This window comes from Streptomyces novaecaesareae (assembly GCF_000716875.1).
GTDB lineage: Bacteria > Actinomycetota > Actinomycetes > Streptomycetales > Streptomycetaceae > Kitasatospora > Kitasatospora novaecaesareae.
In genome coordinates, this window is the sequence record NZ_JNWQ01000015.1 from 67,391 (window position 1) to 91,285 (window position 23,895).

Genomic DNA, 23,895 nt, shown 5'->3' on the forward strand with positions numbered 1-23,895 from the left:
CGCTTGCACGCCGGACCGTCTGTGGCATCATCCGACGGGGCGGGAATCGAGCTGACGGTCACTCAACCGCCATGTTTTCCAGGGAGGGCTGAGATGGCAAGGGTTCTCATCGGCAACGACTGGGACGAAAACCTCGGCAGGCACGCGGACGGGGCCGTCTGGTGGGTCGACCATTTCGTCTGGTTCGCCCGGGACCACGATGTGCTGGTCCTTCCGCAGGCCCCGGAGGAGGCATTTCTCCGGTACGTGACCGAGCACACCGGAGTCGACCGGGAAACGCTCACCGTCGTCGTTCCGCCGAAGGAATCCACGTCGAGTGCCGGAATGCTCACCGGCGAACAGCTCACCGATCCGCGGCTGGCCGCGGAGGTGCTCGCCGCGCTCGACGGGCGGCCGGTGGACGAGGTGTTCCCGATGTGGCCGCACACCTCGGTGGCGGTGCTGGCCGAGCGGCTGGACGCCCGCGCCGTGCTGCCCGGGTACGCGTTCCTCGGCCAGGGCGGCGGCGCCGTGGCCACCAGCAAGGCGGTGTTCCGCGCCGCCGCGGCGGGCGCGGGCGCGCCGCTGCCCGCCGGCGCGGTGTGCGCGGACCTCCCGGCCGCCGAGGAGGCCGTCACCCGGCTGATCGAGCAGGGCCACAGCGTGATGGTGAAGCTGGAGTACGGCGCGGGCGGCGGCGGCAACGAGGTGCTCAGCCCGGTCGACGGGACGCGGCCGGTCGGCGCCCGGCGGACGGTGCACCTGACCGACCGGGCCGCGGTGCGCCGGTACCTGGCGGAGCACTGGGCCTGGCTGACCGACGACGGGGCCCATCTGCTGGTCGTGGAACGGTACTTCAGCGGCAGCCGCGCCTACTACGCCGAGTTCCGGATCGAGGACGAGGAGGTCGTCCTCGGCGGGCTCGGCGAGCTGATGCACGCCCCGCGCTACCTGGCCGAGGTGACCCCGCCCGAGCTCGACGCCGAACTGCAGGCCGCGCTGATCGACGGCGGCCGCAAGGTCTGCGCGCCGCTGCACGCCATGGGCTACCGGGGCAATCTGAGCGCCGACGCGATCATCACCCCGGACCGGCAGGTGCTCTTCACCGAGTGGAACGGCCGGATCACCAGCTCGACGCACGCCTACCGCATCCTCGGCGAGGTCGTCGTCGGCCCCGGCTACACCAAGGACCGGGTGCTGCTCACCAACGTGTGGCCGCGCGGCTGGGCCACCCCGTCCTTCGAGGCGATGCGCGACGCCATCGCCGGCGCGGGGCTGGCCTACGACCCGGCCACCCGGACCGGCGTGATCGTCGTGAGCGGCCACAACCCGGACCGACTCGGCGCGACCTACTGCACGGTGGCGGCCGACCTGGACGACGCCTGGGAGGTCAACGAGCGGCTCGGCGAGCTGTTCATCCCCGCCTGAGCCGCTTGAGCCGCCCGAGCCGGCCGAGCCGCTTGACCGCTTGAACCGCTTGAACCGCTTGAACCGCCTGAGCCGACCTGCCCGACAGGAGCGCAGCAATGACGCGGCAGCAGACCGCACACCCCGGCGGGCAACCGACGGACGACATCCCGCCCGCCCCCGACGAGACCCCGGTCCGCCGGTTCCGCGCGACCGCCGCCCGGTTCGGCGACCGGCTCGCCGTGCACGGCCCCTCGGGCCGGTGGACCTACCGCGAACTGGACGCCGTCTCCGACGCGTTGGCGGCCCGGATCCGGCCCGCCGCCGGCCCCGGCGACCGGGTCGCGCTCTGGTGCGGCCACGACATCGCGGCGGTCGCCGCCGTGCTGGCGGTGCTCAAGACCGGCGCCGCGTACGTCCCGCTGGACCCGCAGCAGCCCAAGGCGCAACCGGCCGTCCTCGCCGCCACCGCACCGACGCTGCTCCTCACCGACGCCGCCCACGCCCGGGCGGCCGAGCGCGCGGCCGAGGGGCTGCCGGTGCTCGCGGTCGCCGGCGACGACGCCGGGGGCGACGCCGCGGGCCCGGCGTTCGCGCCGGAGGACGCGGCCGGGGCGGCCGCCCGCGTCCTGCCGGACGGCGACACGGAGACCAACCGGGAGGTGCTCGCGCAGGCGCTCGCCTTCGCCGGGCGGCTGAGCCTCACCCCCGAGGACCGGATGCCGCTGGTCGCCCGACACGCCCTGGACGGCTCGGCGCCCGAGCTGTTCGGCGCCCTGCTCACCGGTGCGGGCCTGCACGTCCTCAACCCGTACGCGGCCCCGCCGGCCACCCTGCTGGGCGACCTCGCCCGGCACCGGGCGACCGTGCTGCACTGCACCCCCGACCTGCTGCGGCTGTTCCTGGTCCAGTCGGAGGCCGGCGCGCCCGCACCGGCACTGCGGGCGGTCGCCGTGGCCGGTGGCGGCGAGGCGCTCGATGACGGCGAACTGTCCGGTATGACACGCCACTTCCCCGGGGCCGAGCTGGTCCCCGGGGCGGCCGGCGGGCGCCGGCCCGAGCCCGCCGAGGCCGAGGTGCTGCTGCGCGCCCACCCGACGGTGCGGCACGCGGCCGTGCCGGCCGACCCGCAGGCCCCGCCCGGCCACCGCCTGGTCGGGTACGTCACCTCGCCCGGCCCGCAGGGCGCCGCGCCCGAGGAGCTGCTGCGCTACCTGCGCGCCGCGCTGCCCGAGCACGCGGTGCCGCAGCGGATCGTCGTGCTGCCCCGACTGCCGCTGGACCCTTCCGGCCGGCTCGACCGTTCGCGGCTGCCCGCACCGCGGGCGGCGGAGCCGGACGGCGCGCCGCGCACCGAGCAGGAGCGCCGGGTCACCGAGCTCTGGTGCGAGGTGCTCGCCCGTGACACCGCGGCCCTGCCGGACGAGTTCTTCGCCAGCGGCGGCGACTCCGCCCGGGTCATGCGGTTGCTGCAGCGGGTCAGGGCGGAGTACGGCGTGGCCGTCTCGGTGCCGGCCTTCCTGGCCGCCCCGACCCTGGGGACGCTCACCCGGCTCGTCGCGGCCGCGGTGGCCTGACCGGAACCGAAACACGAACCGCTACACGAACCGGAACACGAACCGAACCGAGAACCGAACCGAGAACCGACACAAGAACCGCAGAAGGAGGCAGGCCCGTGCGCCTGAACAGCTACGACGGTTGGTCCCCGCTCCAGGAGGTCGTCGTCGGATCGGCCGAGAACTACACGACCCACGAAACCGAACTCTCCTTCAAGCTGTTCTTCTACGACCAGCTCTCCGAGCAGAAGTCCTTCTACGACCGGCAGTACTACCCGGTGATCTCCCCGCGCGGCGCCGGGCAGGGCCCGGAGGCGAGCGCGCAGTCGCCCATCAAGAAGCGGTACGTGGAGGAACTGAACGAGGACGTGGAGGGCATCGCACGGACCCTGGAGTCCCTCTCGGTCACGGTGCACCGGCCGATGCCGCTGGCCGACGTCAGCAGTGTGGAGACGCTGGCCTGGCCGGCCGCCGTGCTGCCGCCGCTGAACATCCGGGACAACACCCTGATCCTGGGCGACGAGATCATCGAGACCCCGCCGCAGGTGCGGTCCCGGTACTTCGAGACGCAGCTGCTGAAGAAGGTGTTCCAGGGCTACTTCGAGCAGGGCGCCCGGTGGACGGTGATGCCCCGGCCGATCATGACGGACGCCTCCTTCGACCCCTCGTACGCGGAGCGCTCGCCCGGCGGGCCGGCCGAGTTCATCAAGGAGCCGGCGTCCTCGCCGTACGACACCGGCTTCGAGATGATGATCGACGGCGCGCAGTGCCTGCGCCTGGGCCGGGACCTGATGATCAACGTGTCGACGGCCAACCACGCCCTGGGCGTCGACTGGCTCGAACGCCACCTGGCGGGCCGGTTCCGGATCCACCGCGTCTCGATCACGGACAACCACATCGACAGCATGGTGCTCGCCCTGCGGCCGGGCCTGCTGCTGGTGCGCACCCCGCGGGTCGCGGAGCTGCTGCCCGAGCCGCTGCGCAAGTGGGACATGATCTTCGCCCCGGAGCCGGAGATCAACGCCTTCCCGTCCTACGACGATGACGACCTGGTGCTCACCAGCCCGTACATCGACCTCAACGTCCTGTCCGTGGACCAGGAGACGGTCCTGGTCAACGAGGCCTGCCCGGAGCTGATGCGGACCCTGGAGCGGCACGGCTTCACCGCCGTCCCGGTCCGCCACCGGCACCGCCGGCTGTTCGGCGGCGGCCTGCACTGCTTCACCCTGGACACCGTCCGCCGCGGCTCGACGCCCGAGGACTACCTGAGCTGAATCCGGAGACAACTGAGGGGCGGTCCCGTCGCGGGACCGCCCCTCAGCCGTGCTAGCCGGCGTCGCGCGGGACCAGGCAGTCGATCGGCGGCTGCCGGCGCGGGATGTGCGGCACGCGTTCCAGGCCGAGCCGGATCCGCAGCCAGGCCCACAGGTCCAGGTGCGGCTTGCGGCTGCGGTGCCGGAAGGTCTCGCCGGTGTCCTCCTGGGCGACGGTCCGCAGCACGGTGTCGCCGGCCTCGAACACGGTGAGGATCTCGGCCAGCCGGTCGATCGCGAGGTGCACCGAACGGTCGTACAGGTGCTCGTCGTTGTCCTGCGGGAGGACCTCCGGGCGCACCACCTCGACCAGTTCGCCGCCGTCCAGCCGGGAGGTCACCAGGTGCAGGCTGGCACCGATGCGCCGGTAGTCCTTGCGCAGGAAGGCGAAGAAGACGCAGTGGTTGCCCTTGTACTGCGGCAGGTACCCGCCGTGGATGTTGATCATCAGGCCGCCGGCCTCGATGACCGGGCGCTTCAGGTAGGTCGTCCCACAGACGATGGTGACGTCCGGTTCCAGGCCCTTGAGGAACGCCACGGCCTCCGGTGCGTTGATCCAGTCGACCGACAGCACCCGCTCCGGCTGCGGCGCCGGGGGCGTGAGCGCGGCGAAGTAGCGGCGCCGGTAGGCGGATCGGCCGGTGTAGCGCTGGCGGCGGACCTGGTAGGCGCGGGCGACGGCGTCCGTCCAGGCGCGCCGCGCCCAGAGTCGGCGCTGCTGTGCGGCGCCCGGTTCGATGACGAGGCCGACGAGGTCCAGGTCTCGGGCGATCCTGGCGACGAGGTAGCGGTGGTGCGGGTCGTCGGAGCAGAGCACGGCCACCCGCAGCCGCGCGCCCGGGGCCTCCCGGGTGAGGTGCCACTCGTTGCCGTTGCGGCGTTCCACGCTCATCGCAGCACCTGCCCGGCCGGGAGGACAGCAGAGGCGGCGGAAGCTGCGGAGGCAGCAGCGGAGGCGGCAGGGGTGCGCGGCCGGGCGTGGCCGTCCCCGGTGGGGTGCAGGAACCGCTCCAGGCGCAGCGGGTGGTACAGCTCGTGCATCGGGTGGGGCCGTCCCTTCAGGGCGGCGACGACGGCCTGTGCCACGCTCGGCGCCTGGGCGAAGCCGCCCGTGTTGTGGCCACCGGTGATGACACCGACCCCGTCGGCGGTGGTCGGCAGCGTCTCCAGGACGCCGAGGTTGGCGGAGGTCCAGGGGCGGACGCAGACCCGGCGGCTGCGCCGGAGCGAACCGTCGGCGCGGGCCCGGGCGTACGCCTGCGGGAAGAACTGCCGGCAGGTGTCCTCGACGGCGGCGAACATCCGCTCCAGGGCGGCGGGTTCGATGTCGGCGGGGTCGGCGCCGGTGTAGCCGTAGCCGGAGCCGACGATCAGGACGGGGCGGCCGCGGCCGTCGGTCCCCAGCGTCACGTTGGCGTCCTCGGTCAGGTGACCGCGCCGGGCGATCTTCAGCGAGTGGCCCAACTCGGGCTCCAGGTTGGGGAGTTCCATCCAGACGCCGAGCACGCCGTGGATCCGGCCGGCCGAGCGGGTGCCGGTCAGCAGCTCCCGGCCGTAGGCCCCCGGGGAGAACACGTAGCTGTCGGCCGTCACCACCTCGCCGGGCAGGCGCAGGCCGTGCAGCCGCCCGTCGTCGGCCCGTTCCAGCCGCTCGACCGGGGTGGACCAGCGGAACACCGCCCCGGCGCGCTCCAGCCAGGTGACCAGCCGGGCCATGAGGGCGTGCACGTCCACCGTGAAGCCGGGCACCTCCAGGCCGCCCGCCAACTCCCCGGTGGCACCGGCGAGTCCGGGGTGGCGCCGGCGGAGCTCCTTCGGGTCGAGGACGCCGCGCAGGGCGCCGAGGCCGGCGTGGCGCTGCGCCGACTGCTCCAGCTGCGCGCCGTCCGTGTAGAGCCGCAGGATTCCCGGCGCGTACCCGACGTCCTGGAAGAGGCCCGGGCACTCCTCCCGCAGCGTGCGCCAGAGCTTGCGGCTCTCCCGGTTGAACGAGAGAATGTCGTCATTGTAGATCTGGGCCAACCATCCTGGGACGCCCTCGAATTGGGAGACCCAGCGCTCCTCCTCGGCGGTGAACGGCGTCGCCTTCACCTTCCAGCCCCGGGCGTCGAGGGAGCGGCGGAAGACCCCGTTGACGAACGGCCGGTCGGCGGCCGTCCTGGCGTGGTAGTCGTCGGCCTCGGTGAGGGTGAACATCCGGGCTCCGCCGCCGCCGCGGCTGCAGCCGTACGCCGACCAGTGCAGCGCCGTCCTCGGGTCGGGCCGCGCGTCCAGGATCCGCAGCCGGTGGCCGGCGCGGACCAGGTACCAGGCGGTGAGCAGGTTGACGACCCCGGCGCCGACCAGGACGACGTCGCGGCCGGGGGCCTGCGCCAGCGCGACCTGCTCGCCGCCCGTGCGGAGGTGCTGCTCGGCGTGGCGCAGCGCCGTCAGGAAGGCCCCGGTCGGCGGGCCGAGGGCCTCGACCAGCGGCAGCGCGGCGTCCGTCGGCCCGAACGGGGTGCCGACCGGCCCGAACGGGGCCGGCGCTGCCTCGAACGCCCGTACCGTCACCAGGTCCTGCGCCGACGGCCCGGGGCCCGCGGCCGGGGCCTCCCGGGCGTCGGCGACGACGACGGCCCGCCGGGGATCGGTGACGAACCCCGCGCGGTCCCGCGGGTCCGTCCCGTCCTCGACGAGGTCGCGCACCGCGCGGTTCACTGGGCCGGTTACGACTATGGGCATGGTGGTTCCCTGGTTCCCTACGGTCATTCGTTCCGACGTTCATTCGTTCCGGGGTTCGTTCCGGGGTTCGTTCCGGGGTTCGGCGGGCCAGGTGGTCAGGCGAGGCGCTCGACGGCCAGCGAGGACCAGGAGTTGGGGCCGTCGCCGAAGGCCAGCACGTGCTCGCCCGGCCGGATCCCCCCGCGTTCGGCGCAGTGCGCCAGGGAGACCAGGCTGTCCGCGGAGAAGCAGTGCCCGTACTCGGCCATCGGGCCGATCAGCAGGCGGTCGAGCGGTACGCCCATCGCCGAGCAGAGGAACTCCTGGGCGACAGTGCGGTAGTTGGGGAAGATCAGGTGGTCGAAGTCCTCGACCGCGCGGCCGCACTGCCGGGCGATCTCCCCGGTGCCCGCCACGGCCAGCGCGACCGTGGCCAGGATCCGGCCGCCGGCGCCCGCCCCGGCCCCGGCCTCCGCGTCGGTGACGGTGGAGACGCCGTGCACCGCGAACCGCACGCCGTCCGCGGCCGGTTCGCCGCCCGGTCCGCCCCCTGGCTCGCCGCCCGCCTCCCCGGCGGTGACCAGGCAGGCCACGGCGCCATCGCTGACCACGGAGAGCGTGTCGGCCTGGCTGCGGTCCCCGTCCAGCACCCGGTCCGCCATCAGGAGCAGCACCCTGTGGTGCTCGCCCGAGCCGAGCGCCTGCCCGGCGAGGTGCAGGGCCGGGCCGAGGTTGCCGCAGTCGTGCCCGGAGACCCGCAGGTACCGGGTGGCGGGCAGGCCGAGTTCGCGGACCAGGTGGGTCAGCGAGTCGCTGCTGCCGTGGTCGTTCTCGCTCACGTAGACCAGCAGGTCGGGCGGTTCGGCGGCGGCCTCGACGGTGCGGGCGCCGGCCGCCGCGGCGAGCTGCCAGATCTCCCGCTCGCTCGCCCGGTACCAGCTCAGTCCGGTGTCGGGGGCGAGCAGTTCGGGCGCCAGGCGGTCGGACAGTTCGGCGATGGGCCGCCGCTCGCCGTGCACGTACGCGAGGGCGGAGAGCTGGAGGGCGGCGGAGAGCTGGAGGGCGGAGGGCTGGAGGGCGCTCATCGGGCGCCGCCGGAGGTCACGTCCATGAGACCACGGTGCGGTCGTCGATGAAGCCCATCAGGAAGGACAGGTTGGTCCGGTTCCCGGTGCTGGCGTCCACGGCGTGCACGTAGGCGCCGTTGAAGACGTAGACGTCCCCGGGCCCGACCTCGATGCGCAGTTCGTCGAAGCCGGTGAGAGCGTCGGCCGGGTAGGAGAACCCGGTGTGCTCGATCCCCAGCCGCCGGCGGCTCTCGTCGTCGGGGCGGATGTTCCAGATCACCAGCCGTCCGCCCGCCTCGTTCTCGACGCACATGTTGACCGCGCAGACCTCGTGGTCGCGCACGCCCTGGATCTCGAAGCCGGCCTGCCGGGGGTCCGCGCACTGCGCCTCGTCCTCGTGCGGTTCGAGGGCGAAGCTGCCCTCCTTGTCCCAGGCCCGGACCAGCGCCGGGCAGGCCTCGGCGCCCTCGTGTTCGGCGATCCTCAACACGGCGCCGTGCCGGGCGAGTTCGGCGGCCAGCCCGGAGCGGAAGGAGTGCCAGGGCGAGCCGGGCACGTCGAGCACCTCGCGGACGTCCACGGTGATCCGCGCGGTCTCGGCGAGGTAGGTCCCGGTCGACTTGTTCCAGTGGTACGAGCCGATGTAGTGCGAGGGCTCGCCCTCGCGGTGCCGGCGCGCCGGGCTGGACCAGAACCGGGCGACCGACTCCTTCTGCGCCTCGGCCGGGATCACCCCCCGGAACATGACGCCGAGCCGCCGGCCGTGCAGCACCTCCAGGACCAGCCCTGGGTCGAACTCGGTCCGCTCCTCCAGGCGGAAGAACTCCGGATCCGCCTGGAATCCGGCGACTGGACGGGATTCTGGACTCACGGTCGAACCGCCTTCCCGTTGGCGTGGCTGGGGTATGTCGAGCACGGCGTCGGTCGCCTCACGCCCTCGGCCCGCGGCGCACCGCGAAGGTGTCGCCCACGACGTAGCCGTCCAGGCCGTGCTCCTCGCCGTACCGGACCAGGTCGCTGGTGCGGTTGATGAATCCGCGTCCGGAGAAGTTGAGCGAGGTGTTGCACAGCACGCTGAACCCGGTCAGGTCGCGGAAGGCCGTCAGCAGCCCGGCGATCTCCGGGTTCTGCTCCGGGGTCACCGTCTGCGCCCGGGCAGTGCCGTCGACGTGGGTGACGGCCTGCAGCGCGTCGGAGGTCACCTGGCTGAAGTAGAGCATCCACGGGTCGGGGACGGAGCCGCTGAACCAGCGCTCGGCGTCCTCCTCCAGGCAGATCGGGGCGATCGGCCGGTACCCCTCGCGCTGCTTGATCTTGTTGAGCCGGGTGGTGGTGTCGCGGCTGAACGGCGCGGCCAGGATGGAGCGGTTGCCGAGCGCGCGCGGGCCCATCTCCCAGCGGCCCTGCGCCCAGGCGACCACGTTCCCGTCGGCGATGAACCGGGCCACCTCGGCGAAGTCCAGCGGCCGCACGTCGTACCGGGCCGGGTCGAAGGAGGCGTCCTCGACGAAGGCGTCGCCGGCGTAGACGTCCCACTCCACCGCGGCCGAGCCGGTGTAGTGCAGCTGCGCGTCGATGGCCGTGCCCAGGGCCGAGCCGCTGTCGTTCGGGCACGGCGGCACGAACACCTCGGGGAACAGTCCGCACTCGCGCCAGCGGCGGTTCCACTCGCAGTTGAGCGCGCAGCCGCCGGAGATCAGCAGCGGATAGCCCGCGGTGAGCTCCTTCGCGGCGTAGTCGTGGAAGCGCTCGAAGATCGCGTCGGAGAGCCGGGCCGCGACGTCCTTGTACTCCTGGGACTCCACGCCGATGTCGTGGAACGGGGTCCAGGTCATCTGGTCCTTGGCCAGGCTGAGGATGATCTGGTCCTGGTTCAGGATGAAGTCGATCAGCTCCCGCTCGACGGCCGTGGGGCCGCCCGGCCGGGCGAAGCCGGTCAGGGCCATCTGCTTGCCGGCGTCCTGGAGGCGCAGCAGGCCCTTGTTCGCGGGGAAGCGCGGATCGGCGAGGGCGAACAGGTAGGCGTACTTGTTGCCCGGGTCCGCCATGACATGGCGCAGGTGGGTCACCGCGCCGTGCTCGTCGACCAGGTAGAAGGAGCCGATGTTCCCCTCCCAGACCAGGCAGTAGCAGGGCTGCCCGGGCCGGAAGGAGGAGAGGCCGAGCGCGGTCATGATGTGCGAGCGTTCGTGCGTGGACGAGAAGATCCGCACGTCCTTGCCGAAGAACCGGCCGGCCTCGTCCGTCACCGAACCCGGGCCGACGCCGAAGTACCCCGTCCTGGACGGCGGTTCGACGGAGAACGCGCCCTTCACCCAGCCACCGACCGCCACGGCGTCGGGGATCCGGCCGAGCCGTTCCGCGGCCAGCAGCAGCACCTCGGCCGTCAGCCGGTCGTAGCGCGGGAACGAGTCCTTCTCGGCCTCCAGGGAGAACAGCAGCCGGCCGTCCTCGATCGCGGCGATCGCACCGTCATGTCCTTCTTTGAATCCCAGAACCAGCATCCTGCCCACCTCCGTGCGGCCTGCCTGCGTCGAGTTCGACCAGGGCCGTGCGATCGAGCTTTCCGTTGTGCGTCCGGGGGAACGAGTCCACGATCACGAACCGGGACGGGACCATGAAATCAGGCAGCTTCCCGGCCGTATAGCCGCGCAGATCGAGGTCGGCGAACGCTGCTCCGGCCTGGTGGCCCGCCTGCCGACGAGGCTGCTGACGAATCGTCAGATAGGCGACCAGGGTGCGGTTTTCCGCCCGGTCGCCGGCGGCCAGGACGACGGCCCCGGTGACGTCGGGATGCGCCGCCAGCACCGTCTCGACCTCGGCGGGATCGACCCCGGCCCCGCGGATCTTCACCTGTTCGTCGGCCCGGCCGACGAACTCCGACACCCCGTCGCCGTACCGGCGTACGAGGTCGCCGGTGCGGTACATCCGACCGCCCGGCGGGCCGAAGGGGTCCGCGACGAAGCGTTCCGCGGTCAGCCCGGGCCGGCCGAGGTAGCCGTGGGCCAGCCCGACGCCCGAGGCGTACAGCTCGCCGACCTCCCCGTCGGGCACCGGGCGCAGCCGCTCGTCCAGGACGTGGACGGGCTTGCCGGCCAGCTCCCGGCCGATCGGCACCGACGGGCGGCCGGCGTCGGAGGGGGCGACTCGGTGCGTCGTCACGAAGACCATGCACTCCACCGGCCCGTAGCCGTTGACGAAGCGCAGCCGCGGGAACCGCCGGACCACCCGCGCGGCGTGCTCGGGCGAGAGCGCCTCACCGCCGACCAGCAGGTCCCGCAGCCCGGCGAAGACCTCCGGACGGGTGTCCATGATCACGTGGAACAGGACGGTCGGGAGGTTCATCGTGGTGATGCCGTGCCGGGCGACGAGTTGCTCCATCCGGAGCGGATCCGGGCTCCCCGGGTGGATCACGCAGGCGCCGCCGGACAGCAGCGGCCCCCACAGTTCCAGCGCGAAGGCGTCCCAGGAGACCGGCGCGCACTGCAGCCAGACGGTCTCCGGGCCGAAGCGGGTGTAGTGCTGGCCGAGGACGGTGCCGACGATCGCCCGGTGCGGGGCGGCGACCACCTTCGGGCGGCCGGTGGAGCCGGAGGTGAAGATCACGCAGGCGGTGTCCCCCGGCCGGGCGCGGGCGGCGCCGTGGGGCGGCGCCGGGCCGGTACCGGTCCCGGTGTGGCCGTCCGGGTCGGTCCCGCCAGGGTCGGCCAGGGGGACGAAGCCCGCCGCGGTGCCGAGCCGGTCCGCGTCCGCCGCCGTACGGGCGAGCAGCACAGCCGGGCCGGCGTCCTCGGCCATGGCGCGCAGCCGCTCCACCGGGAAGGCCCGGTCCAGCATCAGGTAGCCGGCCCCGGCCTTCAGCGCGGCCAGGATGGCGACGACCATCTCCGTGCCGCGCTCCAGGTGGACGCCGACCAGCTCCCCGCGCCGTACGCCCGCGGCCACCAGGCGGCGGGCCAGTGCGTCCGCCCGCTCGTCCAACTCGCGGTAGCTGAGCCGTTCTTCGCCGCAGGTCACGGCCAGGGCGGCGGGGGCGGCGGCGGCCCGCTCCTCGAAGACCTCGTGCAGGCACCGTTCGGTCGGCGCCCCGGGCCGCCAGGACGGCAGGTCCGCGTTGAGTCCGGTGTCGGGGGCCACCGCTACGCGCCCCGGCCGGTGCCGGTCGGCCCGGCGGGCCGGCGGGAGATCGGCGGCAGCGGGTCCTTGCGGTCCTCGCGGGCCGCGCTGCCGAGCCGGCGGGCGATGCCCGCGACCGTGGGTTCGTCGAAGAACTCGCGGACGCCGAGCCTGGCCCCGAGCACCGAGCGGATCCGGCTGACCAGCCGGGTCGCCGCCAGCGAGTGCCCGCCGAGCAGGAAGAAGTCGTCGTCGACGGCGATCGGCGTGCGCTGGAGCACCTCGGCGAACAGCCCGCAGAGGGTCTCCTCCAGGGGGGTGCGGGCGCCCCGGTCCGCCGCCGGGGACGGCTCCGGGGTTTCGGACTGGTCGGGCGGCTCCGGCGTTTCGGACGGCGGCCGGAGGGCCGGGCGGCGGTCGAGCGGGAAGTCGAGCTCGGCCCGGCCGATCGGCGCGCCCGGGTCCGCGGCCGCCGCTTCGAGCAGGCGCAGCAGGCCGCGGGCCAGGTGCCGGGCGGTGTCCCGGTCGAACAGGTCCACCGCGTAGGCGAGTACGCCGTCGATGCCGCCCGGTCCGCCGCTCGCGCCCTTGGTCTGGTTGAGGTCGAAGACGAGGTCCAGGGTGCCGCTGTCGGTGTCGATGCTCTCGTGTCGGGCGCGGACGCCCTTCAGGTCCAGCGCGTTCTCCACGCCGTCGTAGAAGGCGATCGAGACCTGGTACAGCGGGTTGCGGTCGATCGACCGTTCCGGGTTGAGCGCGTGCACGAGCTTCTCGAAGGGCAGGTCCTTCTGCTCGAAGGCGACGAGGTCGGTGTCCCGGACGCGGCTCAGCAGGGTCCGGAAGTCCGGGTCGCCTGAGGTGTCGGCGCGCAGCACCAGGGTGTTCACGAAGAAGCCGACCAGGTCGCCCAGCGCCTCCTCCCCCCGGTCCGCCACCAGGGTGCCGACCGGGATGTCCGTCCCGGCGCCCAGCCGGGTCAGCAGCGCGGCGATCGCGGCGTGCAGCACCATGAACACGGTGGCCTGGCCCTCGCGGGCCAACTCCTGGATGCGGCCGTGCAGTTCGGGTTCGATCCGGAAGGGCACGGTGCCGATCACCCGGCTGGGGACGGCGGGCCGGGGGCGGTCCACGGGCAGGTCCAACTCCCGGGGGATCTTGGCCAGTTCGGTGCGCCAGTGGGCCAACTGCCGGGCCAGCGTGCTCTCCGGGTCGTCCTCGTGCCCGAGGACGGCGCGCTGCCACACCGCGTAGTCCCGGTACTGGACCTGCAGCGGGGGCCGGCTCGGCGCGGCGCCCGCCAGCCGGGCCTCGTAGGCCTGGGCGAGGTCCCCCCAGAACGGCCCGGCCGACCACGCGTCCCAGGCGATGTGGTGGAACACCAGCAGCAGCACGTGCTCCTGCGGTGCCAGGACGAACAGCCAGGCGCGCAGCGGGCGGTCCACCGTCAGGTCGAAGCCCCGCCCGGCGGCCTCGGCCACCGCGGCGCGTACCTGCTGCTCGGTCGACGCGGCCACCACCAGGCCAGGACGGCCCTCCTCGGCGGGCAGCACCCGCTGCTGCGGGTCGCCGTCGACCAGCGGGAACACCGTGCGCAGGACCTCGTGCCGCGCCGTCACGTCCCCGAGTGCCGCCTCCAGCGCCCCGGCGTCCAGCGGGCCCGAGAGTCGGAACGCCTCCGCCGAGTTGTGGGCCGCCGAGAATCCCTCGACCTGGTTCAGGAACCAGAACCGCTCCTGTCCGAACGACAGCGGCGCCGCCGACATGTCCCCTCCGTCTCCTGCTGGTTTTCTGCCTTCTGCCTTCTTCTGCTGCCAGGCCGTCGAGGTCGGGCCGTCGAGGTCGGGCCGTCGGGGTCAGGCCGTCAGGCTCGCCGGCCTCAGGTCGGTCCAATTCCGCTCGATGAATTCCAGGCATTCCGCCCGGCTCGCCGCCGTGCGGGCGATCCGCCAACCGGCGGGGGCTTCGAGGAATTCGGGCCAGAGCGAATGCTGCCCCTCGTCGTTGACCAGCACCACGAAGGAGGCCTCGGGGTCGTCGAACGGATTCAATTCTCCACCTTTCCACGCACCTTGATCCTGCCTCGGCATCCCGACCACTACATCCGACCGGCCCGGGCGTGCACAAGCTTTCCCCGGCTCCTCACGCGGGCCTCGTTCAACTGTGATGTCCTGTCAGTTGCACGACTCCACACCGCATTTCGGCGCCTTCCCGCCCGGAAATGCCGCGCCCCACCGCCCCTGTCACTCCACCGGTCTGACCGCCACCGGCCGGGCCGCGCTGTGCACCTGCCCGCCCGCCACCACGACCGCCCGGACGGCGTGCTCGTGGTGCGCGAAGGCGTGCCCCCCGACCTCGACCTCGGCCCGCACCCGGACCGGGCTCCCGGGCACCAGCAGCACCCGCTGCGGCTCCGGTACGACCAGGCCGCGCGCCGCCGCCTTGGCCACCTGGACCAGCACCGCCGCCGGCAGGCCCTCCCCCGCCCCCTCGGCCGCCATGACCGTCACCTCGACCTCCACGGTGCCCGGGCTCGGCCACACCGGCGGGCAGTCCAGCCGGATGCCCCGCACCGGCGCACCGGCGGGCAGGTCGAGCACCGGCCCGCAGCGGTGGCAGGCCCACACCTCGCGCCGCAGCTCCGGGTAGGCGGGGTGCCGGCCGGTCACGGTGGCCGTCGGCCCCCCGCAGTACGGGCAGCGCCCGCCGCCGGGCACCGCGGTGGTCTCCAGGAAGTCCTCCCAGACCTCGTTCAACGAGGACTCGCTGACCTGTCCGAAGTCGTGCAGGTCGAGCGCCACGCCGTACTCGGTCTCGGCGACCAGCTCCAGCAGCCGCTCCACCGGGTCGCCCTCGGTGTCCGTCCGCAGCACCGACGGATCCCCCTTGAGCGCGGCCACCGCCGCACCGACCCGCGCGTCGAGCCCGGGCAGGCCCTCGGCCGGCAGCAGCCCGGCCAGCGGCAGCTCGCGCAGCGCCCGGATCGCCCGGCCGGCCTGCCGCAGGCGGGCCCTCGCCCTCTCCTCCGCGGCGGAGTCCCCGCGGTCGAGCAGCGCGGCGAGGTCCGCCAGCCGGGCCGGCCCGGCCCCCGGGACCGGCACCACCCAGGGGAGGCCGAGCACCAGGTGGTACGGCACCTCCCGGCCACCGGCCTGCCGGTTCAGCAGAACGCCGAGCTGGCCGACGGTGGCCCCGGCGGCCGCGGCGCGGTGGGCGAGCCGGTTGAGCCGCACGTCCGGGACCATCCGGTGCACGGCCCCGATGAAGGCCGCTGCGCCGCCCCACGCGAAGGCGTCGGTGAGCCGGTAGTCGGCGGCCACCAGGCCGTCGCCGGGCCGCCAGGACGTGCAGCTGTTGGCGAGGACCACGTCGGCGCGGATAGCCCGGGCCGGGATGACGTCGGCCGCGTCCAGGCCCGGGCGGAAGCACTTCCCGGTGAAGGCGCAGCCGGGCGCGGCGTCGGGCACCGGTCCCTGCCCGGGTGTGCGGGCGGCGTGGGCGCCGCAGACCACGGTGTCGGCGAGGACCAGGGCGTGTTCGCGTCCGGCCACGGCGAAGGACACCAGGCCGTGCCGCCGCCCGGTGAGCAGCGGCGCCACCACCTCGGCATGGGCGTCGGCGCCCGTCACCCAGTGCAGGCCGGGCACCTCCTCGCGCTGCGGGCCGCCCCACGGGGCGATGCACAGCTGGGGGTGGTCGGGCGGCGGTCGCAGGCCGGCGCCGAGGCCCTTGGCGATCAGCCGGCTCAGCTCCTGCGGGCTCCGGCCGGACACCACGCCGAGCGCCGCCTCGCCGCGGCCGGCGCGGCGCAGCGCGGCCGTCGCGTCGAGGGCTTCGAGCAGCAGGTCCAGCGACAGCTCGTCGGCGAGTGCGGCGAGCACGACGTGGTCGGCGGCGGCGTCGAGCGCCGGCAGTTCACGGGGCGCGCAGGCGACGAACGTCCCGCCGACGCGCTCGGCGAGCGCGTCGCCCAGCGGGGCGGCGGCCGAGCCGGGCGGGGTCAGCACCAGCACCCCGCCGGTCGGGAGGGCCGGCGTGGCCGGGTCAGCCTGGGCGGCCGCCTCGGCGAAGCCGTCGCCGAATCCGCCGAGCACCGGGATGCGCCCCGGGTCCCGCAGCGCGGCGAGGTAGCCGGCCGGGTCGGGATGCGCCGAGTACGCCGGGTGCGGCGGGCCGACGGTCACGGCGTCACCGCGGCCACGTCGACGGTGAATCCCCCCGGCCGGCCGACCCGGGAGGCGATCCGCCGCACCTCCAGGTGGTCGGCGGCGACCTGCGCCGGGTCGGGGTCGGCGAGCACCGCCACCCCGAGCTTGTGCGCGTCCATCAGGTCCAGGGTCTCCGGCACCTCGTCGCCGTCCTCGACGTTGACCTTGAGGTGGTAGCAGCTCGGCAGCGCCGTGATGGCGTCCAGGCCGGCGATCCCGCTGATCCGCCCGGCCGAGCGGACCGAGAAGAACACCACCAGGACGGTCATCTCCAGGTCGTAGTCCGGGCGGACGGCGCTCTCCCCGGCCAGGTGGCGCACCGCGCGGTCGATCAGGTTGTCGCCGGTGGCCAGTTGGCAGGCCCAGGGCTGCGCCCCGCCCGGTGGCCGGGCGTTGACCTCCATCAGCAGCGGCCCGCGGTCGGTGAGCATCACCTCGGTGTGCGCGACGCCGAACCGGACGCCGAGGGCGTCCAGCACCTGCCGGGTGTAGCGCAGGAGTTCGTCGTGGCCGGGGGCGTCGTGGGGGACGAACTCCATGCTCTCGTAGATCGCCATCCGGCCGCCGGAGTGCAGTTTGCGGTACCGGACGATGTCGGTGACGGTGTGCACGCCGTCGTGGCTGAAGGTGTCGACCGCGTACTCGACGCCGGTGACGTACTCCTGGACGACGACGTCGGTGAGCTGGATGCCGTGCCGGCTGACCCCGCCGGCCAGCCCGGTGACGGCCTCGCGCCAACCGGCGCCGCCCGGGTGCCTGGTCACGCCGTCGGTGCCGGAGGCGTTGGCGGGCTTGACGACGAGGTCGCGCCCGGCCAGGTTCCGCGCGCGCAGCCAGTCGGCCACCTGCTCCGGGTCCCGGGTGCAGAGGGTCTCGACGATCGGCAGTCCGGCGGCGGCCACGGCGGCGTACATCTCGCCCTTGTGCCAGCGGGCGGCGGCGAGTTCGGGCCGGTTGGCGCGGTCGGGGGTGAGTTCGGCGGCCAGCCGGTCGGCGAGGCGGACGCCGTGCTGCTCGCCGGGGAGGACCGCGACCGGCGCCAGCGGGCGCAGCCGCTCCAGGACCGGGTCGAGCAGCCCGGGGGTGATCGGCGCGGCGTCGTCGGCGCCGTATTCGAGGTGGTGGTCGAAGTCCTCGGCCCGGAAGGAGGCGGCCAGCGGGGCGGCCGAGCGCAGCGTGACCCCGCAGGTCGAGAAGCCGGCCCGGCGCAGGGCGGGCGCGTACATGTTGCCGGAGGAGTAGGGCTCGACGATGACGACGACGGGGCGGCTCACTTGGCCCCCCGGGTGGCGGGCTGGTCGATCCGGGCGGCCAGCAGCTCGACGGTCGGGCACTCGAAGATGTCGCCGATCAGGACCCGCTTGCCCAGCTCGGTGCGGACCTTGGAGATGACCCGGGTGGCCAGCAGGGAGTGGCCGCCGAGGTCGAAGAAGTCGTCGGTGACCTCGATCTGCGGGATCGCCAGCACCTCCCGCCAGATGCCGAGCAGCGCGATGGCGGTCTCCGTCAACCCGGCTGCCGAGCCCGGCTGTTCGGCCGCTCGCTCGGTGTCGGTCTCCGCCCGGTCCGGCGGCGACACCTCCAGGGCGGCCCGGTCCAGCTTGCCGGTCGGGGTGAGCGGCAGGGCGGGGCGCGACACGAACCGGGCGGGCACCATGTGCTCGGGCAGCAACCGGGCCGCGTGCTCCCGCAGTTCCCGCGCGGTCGGGGGACGGGCCTGGTCCCGGGCGACGACGTGCCCGACCAGGCTGCGGCCGGCGGCGTCCTCGTGCAGGGTGACGGCGGCCTCGCCGACCTCGGGGTGCTCCAGCAGCCGCGACTCGACCTCGCCCAGCTCGACCCGGTGGCCGCGGATCTTCACCTGCTGGTCGGCCCGGCCCAGGAACTCCAGCGAGCCGTCCGGCCGGTGGCGGGCCAGGTCGCCGGTCCGGTACATCCGGCTGCCGGGCTCGGGGGCGAACGGGTCGGCGACGAAGCGCTCGGCGGTCAGCCCGGGCCGGCCGGCGTAGCCCCGGGCGACGATCGGCCCGCCGACGTACAGCTCGCCGACCACGCCGGTCGGGGTCGGCTGGAGGGCGTGGTCGAGCAGGTACACCGAGGCGTCCGTGATCGGACGTCCGATGGACGGCAGGCGCGGCCAGTCGGCCGGGTTCCCGCGCAGCCAGTGGGTGGTGGCCACGCTCGTCTCGGACGGGCCGTAGCCGTTGCGCAGCACGCAGCCGGGCAGCTGCTCCAGCCAGCGCACCAGGTCGGGTGCCATCACCAGCTGCTCGCCGCCGGTGACGACGGTACGCAGCCGGGTGACCCTGCGCCCGTCCGGGCGGGCCGCCCAGTGCGCGATGTTGAGCAGGCCGGAGTAGGGCGCCTCCAGGTGCTCGATCGCCTCGCGCTCCAGCAGGTCGAGCAGCGCCTCGGGCTCGCGCCGCACGGCCTCGTCGGGGAGCAGGACGAGGCGGGCTCCGGCGTGCCAGGCGCCGAAGATCTCGCAGAACGAGGCGTCGAAGCTCAGCGCGCTGAACTGCAGGACGTGCGCGCCGGGTTCGATCGCGGTCGCGTCGACGTACCAGTCGATGATCCGCACCAGCGCGCGGTGCGGCATGGCGACGCCCTTGGGGCGGCCGGTGGAGCCGGAGGTGTGCATCACGTAGGCGAGGTGTTCGCCGTGCACCGGGTTCTGCGGGTCGCCGGCCGGTCGGTCGGCGAGGTCGCAGTCGGCGAGGTCGTGGATCTCCCACGCGTGGATCCCGCGCTCGTCGATCCCGCGCTCGTCGATCCCGCGCTCGTCGATCCCGCGCTCGTCGATCCCGCGCTCGTGGATCCCGCGCTCGTCGATCTCCCGGTGGCCGCCGGCCAGTTCGGCGAGCCGGGCCGCGTGCGGGGCCTCGGTGAGCACCAGCCGGGGCGCGCATTCGGCCAGGGCCTCGGCGGTGCGGGCGGGCGGCGCGGCGACGTCCAGCGGCACGTAGTAGCCGCCGGCCTTGAGCACCGCCAGCATCGCGGTGAGCATCCCCACGGTGGAGCCGCCGTAGAGCGCCACCGCGACCTCCGGGCCGACCTGCCGCTCGCGCAGCCAGTGCGCCAGCCGATTGGCCCGAGCATTCAACTCCGCGTAGTTGAGGGTCCGTTCGGCCTGGACCAGGGCGACGGCCGCCGGCGTCCGCTCGGCCCAGGCCTCCACCAGCCGGTGCACCAGCGGCGCGCCGGGCACCGAGGAGCCCGTACGGCACCACGCGCCGAGCAGCAGGGCCCGTTCGGCGGGCGGCAGGACGGCGGTCCGCCCGACCGGGACGGCCGGGTCGGCGAGGACGGCGGCGAGCAGGGCGTGCCAGCGCGCGGTCCAGCGCGCGACCTCCTCGGGGCGGTGATCGAACCGGGTGTGCAGGCCCTCGGGTGACCGGCGGACGGTCAGCGCGGGCTGCCCGTCCAGGTCGTCCGCCGGGCTGTCCGCCGCCGGGCTGCCCGCCGTCCCTGCTCCGGGCCGCAGGTCGATCCGCAGGCCGGCCGACCCCGCCGCCGACGAGACCGGCGACTGCTTGCGCAGCCGGGCCAGCAGTTCGGCGAAGGACGGGTCGTCGGCCAGCTCCACCCGGTGAGCCCTGGTCGCGCCCAGCTCGCCCGGCTCGCCCGTACGCACCGTCGCCTCCGGCTCCGGCCCGCCGCCGTGCCGCAGCGCGAGCACCGCGAACGCGGCGAGCAGCGTCAGCTCCTCCGGCACGTCGTACGCCCGGCTCAAGTCGGCGATACCGCAGGCGAGTTCGTCCGGCAGGAGATCGGACGGTGCGTCCGGGAGACCGTCGGAGCGCGGGACCGTGCTCCCGGTCGTCGTGGGGTCGAGGCCCTCGGCCATGGCCATGCGGCTCCTTCACGTGTCGAGTCGAGGGGCCCGGCGCGCTGGACCGGACTCGACGCCCGCGCAACGCCTCGCATCGCCTCGCATCGCCGAACGGCGGATCGGACGACGACTTCCGCCGGGCCGGCAGGGCGGAACGGCCGGGAAGCGTGGAGCTGGGGTGAACGTCGGCCGGAAGCCAGTAACGGCGAGGGCACGAGCATTCGTCAAGGCTGGTCGGATTCCACGGGGGTGCCACCGATTGCCGCCGAGCATCCCCGGAGGGCGGGCAACTGACAGGTTGTGGCAGTTGAACACACCGCGTTGAACACACCGCCAGGAGCGGTTCGGAACCGGCCCCCGACCGAACGGGCCGGGCGACCCTACCCGAATGCGTCCGGCAATTCCACCGGTGCAGAATTGCCCGTCGAACGCCCGCTCCGGCGACCCTTGACAGGGCCTCGGGCCGTGATGAGCCTGGGAAGAATGGATGAGCCGAACTATGTGCTGGGCAATGTCCGCGACGATCCGCTCTGGAACTCCGGCGACTGGGACGGATTCAGCCGGTTCTGGGAGAATCTGCCACTGGACGGCCACATGGGGGACGGCGGGACGTACCGGCGCCGGAAATACTCCGCTATTTCGTACGAACTGGACGGCGGCGCGATCCGGCCGCTCGACACCGGGGGCTTTCTGCAGAGCAAGGAGATCAACCGGCTGAACGGCGGTGTCGTCCGCCGCTTCGAGCCGGTCGACCGGAGACTGCTGGACACCCCCGTGCTCCGTCGGCTGCTGGCCCGCTTCGCCGCACGCATCGCCGACGGCGTGCCGGACGACCGGCCGGCCGCCCCGGTCCGCCGGGTGAACCTCCACCAGCACCGGATCACCGCCACCGGGGTGGAGCCCGGCAACCCGACCCCCGAGGGCGTCCACCGCGACGGCGTCGAGCACATCGTCATGATGCTGGTCGCCCGGAGGGACGTCTCGGGCGGGACCAGCACCCTGTACGACAACGCCGGAACGCCGCTGCTCACCCGCACCATGACCGAGCCGGGCGACTTCATCCTCCTCGACGACCGCACCTGCCTGCACTCCGCGTCCCCGGTCGCGGTGGCCCCGCCGGCCACCGAGGGGCACCGCGACATGTTCTTCCTCGAATTCTGCTGACCTCGGCGTTCGGCCGACCTCGGCGCCCTGCCGACCTCGGCGTCCGGCCGCCAGTCGGGCCGTGCCATCCCGTAGCCCACCGCGACTTCCGTTGACGGAGACCGACGCCCCATGAGCCCGGTACACCCCGCCCCCACCCCCGACCTCCTCCGCGCGATCTGGTGCGAACTCCTCGGACTGGACCGGGTCGACGACGAGGCGAGCTTCTTCACCCTCAGCGGCAGCTCCGTCGACGCGCTCCGCCTGGTCGACCGGGTCCGCACCGCCTTCGGGCTGGCGATCACCGTCCGGACGGTGATCGAGGCGCCGACGGTGGCCCTGCTCGCCGAGGCCCTCCGTTCGGCCCCGCCGGCCCCCGCCCGGCCGAGCCTGACCGAGAGCAGGCGCGCCGAGTGAGCCGAGCACGGACGGCCGGGCCGCGCCGTCCCCCGGACTGACCGGGCCCGGCGCGGCCCGACCGGGCCCAGCACACACCTGATCAGCCCTGCCCTCGCCCGCGACGAGCGGCTGCCGCTGATCGGGAGACGAGCACCACCAACGGGGGGAACGGGGATGAACAGCGATCACATTGCCGCGCCCGCGCGGTCCGACCTGGGGCGCGCCTACCGCGAGCGATTGGCCCGCGACGCGGTCCGGATCGACGACCTGACCGGGGAGGCGACCGCCGACCGGCTGCTGCGGATCACCTACCGCGGCAGGCTCCTTCCGACGCCGGTGTTCCTCTCCGCCGCCGAACGGGCCGCGCTGGTACGGGACCTCGGGACGGTCCACCGCCTGCTGACCGAGTTGCCCCAGCGCCTCCACGACGGCTCGGTGGGCGCCCTGGCCGACGCCCTCGGCCTCACGCCCTCGCAGCGGAGGCAGCGGACCCTGCTCCTCAAACCGGTCCTCTCGCACCGCGGCATCGGCATCGTGCCCGGCGAGGAGCCCGACCGGCCCTAATCGACCCGGTCTCGGCCACTCTCAATATTATTCCCGCAACGAGATTTCTTCGTGATATTGCCGTACGCCCGCAACATGTGCAATTCACCCGGAAACGTCCACGCCATATCTGCCGGTTTGGCGAGGCTTTCCCTGGGTACCCGGCGCGCGGCCGGTCGACGCCGACGACCAGGCCAAACCGCCCCCAGGGAATCCCCGACGATCACCCTTGACATGCCCCAGCCCACAAAATACTCTCCGATACGGAGGTGAATCAGCCGGAAGGCAAATGAAAGTGCCCGATATTATGCGGCACATCACCGGTCAGCCGACGGCGCATATTCAGGCGGAACTAATCAGCACCGACTTCCCCTGCGGTTTCCATTCGTCCAGTGAAGGTGAAATTGCACAGCGAAGGGCGTTCGACCCCCACTCCAGACAGTGCCGTCCAGATCGCTCGTCGTTCATGGAAGATGACGGTGGAAACCGTCCGGATCGACCGGATCCGGCCGGCCGACTCCCCCCGACTCGACGGCGAGGACCCCGACCACATACGACTCCTGGCCGAATCCGACGCCACCCTCCCGCCGATCCTGGTCCACCGCGAATCCATGCGGGTCATCGACGGGATGCACCGGCTGCGCGTCGCCCAGTTACGCGGAGACACCGAGGTGCCCGTCGAGTTCTTCGACGGCACCGAACTGGAGGCCTTCATCCGGGCCGTCCAGCTGAACGTCACGCACGGACTGCCGCTCTCGCTCGCCGACCGCGAGTCCGCCGCCGCCCGCATCCTCGAATCCGGCGACAGCTGGTCGGACCGGGCCATCGCCCGGATGACCGGCCTCAGCGCCCCCACCGTCGCCCGGATCCGAGCCCGCTCCCTGCCCGACGACCACGCCGAGGCCCAGTCCAGGATCGGCCGCGACGGCCGGGTGCGACCGCTCAACACCACGGCCGGCCGCCTGCGGGCCGGCGAACTCATCGCCTCCGAACCGAACCTGAGCCTGCGTGAGATCGCCAGACGAGCCGGGATCTCCGTCGGCACGGCCCGGGACGTCCGGAAACGCCTGAGCCGCGGCGAGGACCCGATCCCGGCCCGCTTCCTCCCCGGCCCGCACCCGGCACCCGACCCCGCTGCCGGACCGCTCGACCCCTCCGGCCCCCCGGCCGCCGATCCCGGCCCCGACCCGATGGACGGTTCCTACGTGTCCGACCTCAACAGCCTCCAGAAGGACCCGTCCCTACGGCTGACCGGCAGCGGCCGGTTCCTCCTCCGCTGGCTCAGCTTCCACGCCATCAGCCAGGAGAACCGCGCCAGCCTCATCAGGTCGCTCCCGGCGCACAACAAGGCCCGGATCGCCTACATGGCCAAGTGTTGTAGCCGCTGGTGGGCCGAATTCGCGAACGATCTGGAACAGCCGCAGGAACTCCGCGACATCCCCAAGACCGGCTGACCCGCATGTCCGGGGCCGGCCGACCCGCCCGTCCGCCGCCCGGAAGCGCCGGTAAACGCGAAGAACCCCCATCCGGGACCCGGATGGGGGTTCTTCAGAAGAATTGTTCGGCGGCGTCCTACTCTCCCACAGGGTCCCCCCTGCAGTACCATCGGCGCTGTGAGGCTTAGCTTCCGGG

At 73.6% G+C, this 23,895-nt stretch carries 18 protein-coding genes and 1 rRNA gene; 7 read left to right on the forward strand and 12 right to left on the reverse strand.

Translation table 11 applies throughout. From position 1 onward, the window contains the following. The first annotated feature begins 93 nt into the window (after positions 1–93). From OP86_RS08055 to OP86_RS08065, 3 genes are all read left to right on the forward strand, one after another. Complete coding sequence (locus OP86_RS08055; RefSeq protein WP_030060884.1) at positions 94–1,407, forward strand: preATP grasp domain-containing protein; 1,314 nt, start codon at positions 94–96, stop codon at positions 1,405–1,407. 98 nt (positions 1,408–1,505) lie between these two features. After that, the gene (locus OP86_RS08060; RefSeq protein ID WP_033331318.1) at positions 1,506–2,963 is read left to right on the forward strand and encodes an AMP-binding protein; all 1,458 of its coding nucleotides are present in this window, start codon (positions 1,506–1,508) and stop codon (positions 2,961–2,963) included. Positions 2,964–3,061: 98 nt separating this feature from the next. Continuing rightward, entirely contained in the window at positions 3,062–4,216 is a 1,155-nt protein-coding gene (locus OP86_RS08065) for a glycine amidinotransferase (RefSeq protein WP_030060881.1), read from the forward strand. A 52-nt stretch (positions 4,217–4,268) separates the two neighbouring features. Here the strand turns inward: OP86_RS08065 and OP86_RS08070 are convergent, their stop codons facing one another. The 11 genes from OP86_RS08070 to OP86_RS08120 all read right to left on the reverse strand — a co-directional run bounded on the left by OP86_RS08070 (position 4,269) and on the right by OP86_RS08120 (position 20,199). Next, on the reverse strand, positions 4,269–5,147 hold the full coding sequence (locus tag OP86_RS08070; protein WP_106973361.1) for a formyl transferase: 879 nt from the start codon (positions 5,145–5,147) through the stop codon (positions 4,269–4,271). Further along, the gene (locus tag OP86_RS08075) at positions 5,144–6,979 is read right to left on the reverse strand and encodes an NAD(P)/FAD-dependent oxidoreductase (RefSeq protein ID WP_157849691.1); all 1,836 of its coding nucleotides are present in this window, start codon (positions 6,977–6,979) and stop codon (positions 5,144–5,146) included. The genes OP86_RS08070 and OP86_RS08075 overlap by 4 nt, the downstream gene beginning before the upstream one ends. 95 nt (positions 6,980–7,074) lie before the next feature. Further along, the gene (locus OP86_RS08080; RefSeq protein WP_030060878.1) at positions 7,075–8,043 is read right to left on the reverse strand and encodes a 3-oxoacyl-[acyl-carrier-protein] synthase III C-terminal domain-containing protein; all 969 of its coding nucleotides are present in this window, start codon (positions 8,041–8,043) and stop codon (positions 7,075–7,077) included. A 16-nt stretch (positions 8,044–8,059) separates the two neighbouring features. Beyond that, entirely contained in the window at positions 8,060–8,896 is an 837-nt protein-coding gene (locus OP86_RS08085; RefSeq protein WP_030060877.1) for a hypothetical protein, read from the reverse strand. Positions 8,897–8,954: 58 nt separating this feature from the next. Continuing rightward, positions 8,955–10,529 (reverse strand): carbamoyltransferase C-terminal domain-containing protein, encoded by a 1,575-nt coding sequence (locus OP86_RS08090; RefSeq protein WP_030060876.1) that lies wholly within the window; start codon positions 10,527–10,529, stop codon positions 8,955–8,957. Further along, positions 10,498–12,162 carry an amino acid adenylation domain-containing protein gene (locus OP86_RS08095; RefSeq protein ID WP_051829833.1) on the reverse strand — a complete coding sequence of 555 codons (1,665 nt, stop codon included), beginning with the start codon at positions 12,160–12,162 and terminating at the stop codon, positions 10,498–10,500. Before OP86_RS08095 ends, OP86_RS08090 begins: the two co-directional genes overlap by 32 nt. Before the next feature lie 2 nt (positions 12,163–12,164). Beyond that, positions 12,165–13,904, reverse strand: coding sequence for a condensation domain-containing protein (locus tag OP86_RS08100; RefSeq protein ID WP_033331323.1), 1,740 nt, complete (start codon positions 13,902–13,904; stop codon positions 12,165–12,167). 90 nt (positions 13,905–13,994) lie between these two features. Continuing rightward, positions 13,995–14,189, reverse strand: coding sequence for an MbtH family protein (locus OP86_RS08105; RefSeq protein WP_030060872.1), 195 nt, complete (start codon positions 14,187–14,189; stop codon positions 13,995–13,997). Between the two features lie 192 nt (positions 14,190–14,381). Further along, positions 14,382–16,322, reverse strand: a complete 1,941-nt coding sequence (locus tag OP86_RS36490) for a hypothetical protein (protein ID WP_033331325.1) — start codon at positions 16,320–16,322, stop codon at positions 14,382–14,384. After that, complete coding sequence (locus tag OP86_RS08115; RefSeq protein WP_051829834.1) at positions 16,319–17,620, reverse strand: ATP-grasp domain-containing protein; 1,302 nt, start codon at positions 17,618–17,620, stop codon at positions 16,319–16,321. Before OP86_RS08115 ends, OP86_RS36490 begins: the two co-directional genes overlap by 4 nt. After that, positions 17,617–20,199, reverse strand: a complete 2,583-nt coding sequence (locus OP86_RS08120) for a non-ribosomal peptide synthetase (RefSeq protein ID WP_051829835.1) — start codon at positions 20,197–20,199, stop codon at positions 17,617–17,619. Before OP86_RS08120 ends, OP86_RS08115 begins: the two co-directional genes overlap by 4 nt. 462 nt (positions 20,200–20,661) lie before the next feature. On the opposite strand from OP86_RS08120, the gene OP86_RS08125 reads away from it, so the two are divergent. The 4 genes from OP86_RS08125 to OP86_RS08140 all read left to right on the forward strand — a co-directional run bounded on the left by OP86_RS08125 (position 20,662) and on the right by OP86_RS08140 (position 23,717). Next, a complete protein-coding gene (locus OP86_RS08125; RefSeq protein WP_157849692.1) occupies positions 20,662–21,342 on the forward strand; it encodes a 2OG-Fe dioxygenase family protein in 681 nt (226 codons plus the stop codon). Between the two features lie 111 nt (positions 21,343–21,453). Then, positions 21,454–21,738 carry a phosphopantetheine-binding protein gene (locus tag OP86_RS08130; protein WP_030060865.1) on the forward strand — a complete coding sequence of 95 codons (285 nt, stop codon included), beginning with the start codon at positions 21,454–21,456 and terminating at the stop codon, positions 21,736–21,738. A 156-nt stretch (positions 21,739–21,894) separates the two neighbouring features. Next, positions 21,895–22,284: a hypothetical protein gene (locus OP86_RS08135; RefSeq protein ID WP_030060864.1), complete on the forward strand. Its 390-nt coding sequence runs from the start codon at positions 21,895–21,897 to the stop codon at positions 22,282–22,284. A gap of 452 nt (positions 22,285–22,736) precedes the next feature. Beyond that, positions 22,737–23,717: a ParB/RepB/Spo0J family partition protein gene (locus tag OP86_RS08140; protein WP_030060863.1), complete on the forward strand. Its 981-nt coding sequence runs from the start codon at positions 22,737–22,739 to the stop codon at positions 23,715–23,717. Positions 23,718–23,822: 105 nt separating this feature from the next. Here OP86_RS08140 and rrf read toward each other — a convergent pair. Continuing rightward, positions 23,823–23,895, reverse strand: a 5S ribosomal RNA gene (gene rrf, locus OP86_RS39130); the annotation flags it as partial.

Excerpts from the sequence above, each read along its gene's own strand:
- OP86_RS08120 (WP_051829835.1), bottom strand. The coding sequence starts at position 20,199 with ATGGCCATGGCCGAGGGCCTCGACCCCACGACGACCGGGAGCACGGTC.
- OP86_RS08070 (WP_106973361.1), bottom strand. The coding sequence starts at position 5,147 with ATGAGCGTGGAACGCCGCAACGGCAACGAGTGGCACCTCACCCGGGAG.
- OP86_RS08140 (WP_030060863.1), top strand. The coding sequence starts at position 22,737 with ATGACGGTGGAAACCGTCCGGATCGACCGGATCCGGCCGGCCGACTCC.
- OP86_RS08125 (WP_157849692.1), top strand. The coding sequence starts at position 20,662 with ATGGATGAGCCGAACTATGTGCTGGGCAATGTCCGCGACGATCCGCTC.
- OP86_RS08090 (WP_030060876.1), bottom strand. The coding sequence starts at position 10,529 with ATGCTGGTTCTGGGATTCAAAGAAGGACATGACGGTGCGATCGCCGCG.
- OP86_RS08060 (WP_033331318.1), top strand. The coding sequence starts at position 1,506 with ATGACGCGGCAGCAGACCGCACACCCCGGCGGGCAACCGACGGACGAC.
- OP86_RS08080 (WP_030060878.1), bottom strand. The coding sequence starts at position 8,043 with ATGAGCGCCCTCCAGCCCTCCGCCCTCCAGCTCTCCGCCGCCCTCCAG.
- OP86_RS08100 (WP_033331323.1), bottom strand. The coding sequence starts at position 13,904 with ATGTCGGCGGCGCCGCTGTCGTTCGGACAGGAGCGGTTCTGGTTCCTG.
- OP86_RS08130 (WP_030060865.1), top strand. The coding sequence starts at position 21,454 with ATGAGCCCGGTACACCCCGCCCCCACCCCCGACCTCCTCCGCGCGATC.
- OP86_RS08055 (WP_030060884.1), top strand. The coding sequence starts at position 94 with ATGGCAAGGGTTCTCATCGGCAACGACTGGGACGAAAACCTCGGCAGG.
- OP86_RS08075 (WP_157849691.1), bottom strand. The coding sequence starts at position 6,979 with ATGCCCATAGTCGTAACCGGCCCAGTGAACCGCGCGGTGCGCGACCTC.
- OP86_RS08135 (WP_030060864.1), top strand. The coding sequence starts at position 21,895 with ATGAACAGCGATCACATTGCCGCGCCCGCGCGGTCCGACCTGGGGCGC.